The organism is Pseudorhodoplanes sp. (assembly GCF_046289595.1).
Lineage (GTDB): Bacteria > Pseudomonadota > Alphaproteobacteria > Rhizobiales > Xanthobacteraceae > Pseudorhodoplanes.
Map to the genome: position 1 here is coordinate 1 of NZ_JBKBVB010000026.1, position 3,110 is coordinate 3,110.

Consider the following 3,110-nt stretch of genomic DNA (forward strand, 5'->3'; position numbering starts at 1 on the left):
CGCACGCCGTCGAGCGCCTTGCCGGCCTGGCCGAAGGGCTTTTTCGACGGCGCAGGCAGCGCGGACTTTGGCTTGCCATTCTTGCCGTTTTTGCCATTCTTGCGAAGTGCTTGCGCGCCCTTGATTGCGGCGGCCGCGGTACCCGCGGCCAACGCCGCGGTCGCAAGCCCGCCGGCAACGCTGCGCAGGGTCTTCGACTTCGACGCAGCCTTGGCCGATCGCTTCGCCGCACCCTTCTTCGCTGCCGGTTTGCCGCGCGACTTGGCCAGAGACTTGCCCAGAGATTTGCCCAGGGACACGGCACCCGCTTTGGCAGGCTTGGCCGGTTTGCGGGCTTTCGATTTCGTTTTCTTCGCCATCGTTCTCTCCATTTCCCGCTCATGCCCGCGCAGGCGGGCATCCAGAACCTTCTTTTTCGGAGCTCTGGGTCCCCGCCTTCGCGGCGACGAGAGGATCAAATTGCCTTCATGTTCAAGGTGAACAGCCGCGTCATTTCTTTTTCAGCGCGCTCTGCGGATTGAGGTTGCCGATACGCCCCGATTCGCTGCCGGCTGCCGGATCGATCACCGCGTTGATGAGCGTCGGCTTGCCGGAATCCATGGCCTCGTTGACGGCGCGGCGCAATTCATCCGGGGTGGTTGCGTTGACGCCGACCCCGCCGAATGCCTCGGCCATCTTGTCGTAGCGCGCGCCCTTGACGAAAACCGTCGTCGCCGGATCGTCGCCCGCAGGATTGACGTCGGTGCCGCGATAGATGCCGTCATTGTTGAAGATCACCACGCAGACCGGCAGCTGATACCGGCAGATGGTCTCGATCTCCATGCCGGAAAAGCCGAAGGCCGAGTCGCCTTCGATCGCGAGTACCGGCTTGCCGGTCTCGACGGCGGCGGCAATCGCATAGCCCATGCCGATGCCCATGATGCCCCAGGTGCCGACATCGAGTCGCTTCCGGGGCTGGTACATATCGATAATGCCGCGCGCCAGATCGAGGGTGTTGGCGCCCTCGTTGACCAGGATCGCGTCAGGCCGCTCCTTGATGACGGTGCGCAGAACGCCAAGCGCGCCGTGATAATCCATCGGCGCGTTGTTGTTCATCAGCCGCGGCGCCATCTTGGCGATGTTCTCGTCGCGCTTTTTGGTGACGGCTGCCATCCAGTCCGCCGGCGGCACGGGCCAGTTGCCGCCCATGCCGGCCAGCATCGCCGCAACGCAGGAGCCGATATCGCCGACCACAGGCGCCGCGATCTCGACGTTGGAATCCATCTCCTTCGGCTCGATATCGACCTGAATAAATTTTTTCGGCGTATCGCCCCAGGCCTTGCCCTTGCCGTGCGAAAGCAGCCAGTTGAGCCGGGCGCCGATCAGCATGACGACGTCGGAATCCTTCAACACCGTCGAACGCGCCGCGCCCGCGCATTGCGGATGCGTGTCGGGGAGCAGGCCCTTACCCATGCTCATCGGCAGGAACGGCGCACCGCTTTTCTCAACGAATTGACGGATCGCGTCGTCGGCCTGCGCATAAGCCGCACCCTTGCCGAGAATGATCAGTGGCTTCTTCGCCGATTTCAGTACGTCGAGCGCGCGCTTGACCGCATCGGGCGCAGGGATCTGGGCGGGCGCCGCATCGATCACCTTGACCAGCGACTTGCGGCCCTTCTCGGCGTCCATCACCTGACCGAACAGCTTGGCCGGCAGATCGAGATAGACCCCGCCGGGACGGCCCGACACCGCAGCACGGATTGCCCGTGCAAATCCGATGCCGATGTCTTCGGCATGCAGGATACGATACGCAGCCTTGCAAAGCGGCTTGGCGATTGCGAGCTGGTCCATCTCCTCGTAGTCGCCCTGCTGCAGATCGACGATCTCGCGCTCGGAGGAACCCGAGATCAGAATCATCGGGAAGCAGTTCGTGGTCGCGTGCGCCAGCGCAGTCAATCCGTTCAGGAAGCCCGGCGCCGACACGGTGAGGCAGACGCCCGGCTTCTTGGTCAGAAAGCCCGCGATCGACGCCGCATAACCGGCATTCTGCTCATGGCGGAACGACAGCACGCGGATACCTGCGGCCTGCGCCATACGGCCGAGATCGGTAATCGGAATCCCCGGCACGTTATAGATCGTGTCGAGCCCGTTCAGCTTCATCGCATCGATGACGAGATTGAAGCCGTCGGTCAGTTCCTGTTCGGCTTCCGGTTTGGCTTCTGCTTTCTTGGCGACCGCGGCTTCTGCCATGGCTGAACTCTCCCCAGACTCAATCCAGATAATCGGCGTATTTCGCGACATGATCGGCGAGGCCGAGCGCATGATCGCGAACAAGCGTTTCGGCACGCACGGTGTCGCCGGCTTCCAGCGCCTCGATAATGTTCATGTGGTCGCGGATCGAACGATCGACGCGGTCGCGCTCCACAATGGTCTTGCGCCTTATCATCCGCATATGCGTGAACAGATTCTCGGCCAGATCGATCAGCACCGAATTGCCGCTCATGCGGATGATGCTCTGGTGAAACTCGATATTGACCTCGGAATATTCGTCGAGATGGGCGCGCAATTCGCCGTCGACGAACGTCGCGAACATGTCGCGCAGCGAAGAGACATCGGCATCCGGCTTTTGCGTGATGAGACGCGCGGCCATGCCTTCGAGCGCCGCCCAGGCGGTGATCAATTCGATCACCTCCTTCTTGGTCTTGCGCACCACATAGACGCCGCGGCGCGGCACCGAGCGCACGAAACCTTCGCGTTCGAGCTGCGCCATCGCCTCGCGGACCGGGGTGCGGCTGATGCCGAAATCCTGCGCGAGCTGGCGCTCGTCGAGCCGGATATCCTGGCGGCTGCGGTAGATGTCCATGGAGACGATGACGTTCTTCAGCGCGGCATAGGCCTTGTTCTTGAAGCTGAAAGAGGTGTCGATCGGCTCGATCGCCAGCCGATGGGCCTCGCCCTCCGCCCGCGGGCGGGAAGGCGCAGCCCCGGAAATTTTGGTCGTTTCGGACGTCATGGCATCACCGCCTGCTGGTTCGTGGAATACAATATTCCAGAGCCAGGCACAATGCTCCCCTTTGCTTTGCTGCGGGATCGTTCCACGCCCGGCCGCCGCCTCAGGCCGGCCGCGCCCG

At 62.8% G+C, this 3,110-nt stretch carries 2 protein-coding genes and 1 pseudogene; all 3 read right to left on the reverse strand.

Annotation, left to right across the window (positions count from 1 at the left end):
- A pseudogene (locus ACK41X_RS07845) lies at window positions 1-359 on the reverse strand (hypothetical protein); the annotation flags it as partial.
- A 130-nt stretch (window positions 360-489) separates the two neighbouring features.
- Window positions 490-2,229, reverse strand: a complete 1,740-nt coding sequence (gene oxc, locus ACK41X_RS07850; RefSeq protein WP_409720983.1) for an oxalyl-CoA decarboxylase — start codon at window positions 2,227-2,229, stop codon at window positions 490-492.
- A gap of 19 nt (window positions 2,230-2,248) precedes the next feature.
- Window positions 2,249-2,992 (reverse strand): GntR family transcriptional regulator, encoded by a 744-nt coding sequence (locus ACK41X_RS07855; RefSeq protein WP_409720986.1) that lies wholly within the window; start codon window positions 2,990-2,992, stop codon window positions 2,249-2,251.
- Window positions 2,993-3,110: the final 118 nt, after the last annotated feature.

What these genes read in the sequence shown, in the direction of transcription:
- ACK41X_RS07855 (WP_409720986.1), bottom strand. Translation starts at nt 2,992, where the DNA reads ATGACGTCCGAAACGACCAAAATTTCCGGGGCTGCGCCTTCCCGCCCG.
- oxc (WP_409720983.1), bottom strand. Translation starts at nt 2,229, where the DNA reads ATGGCAGAAGCCGCGGTCGCCAAGAAAGCAGAAGCCAAACCGGAAGCC.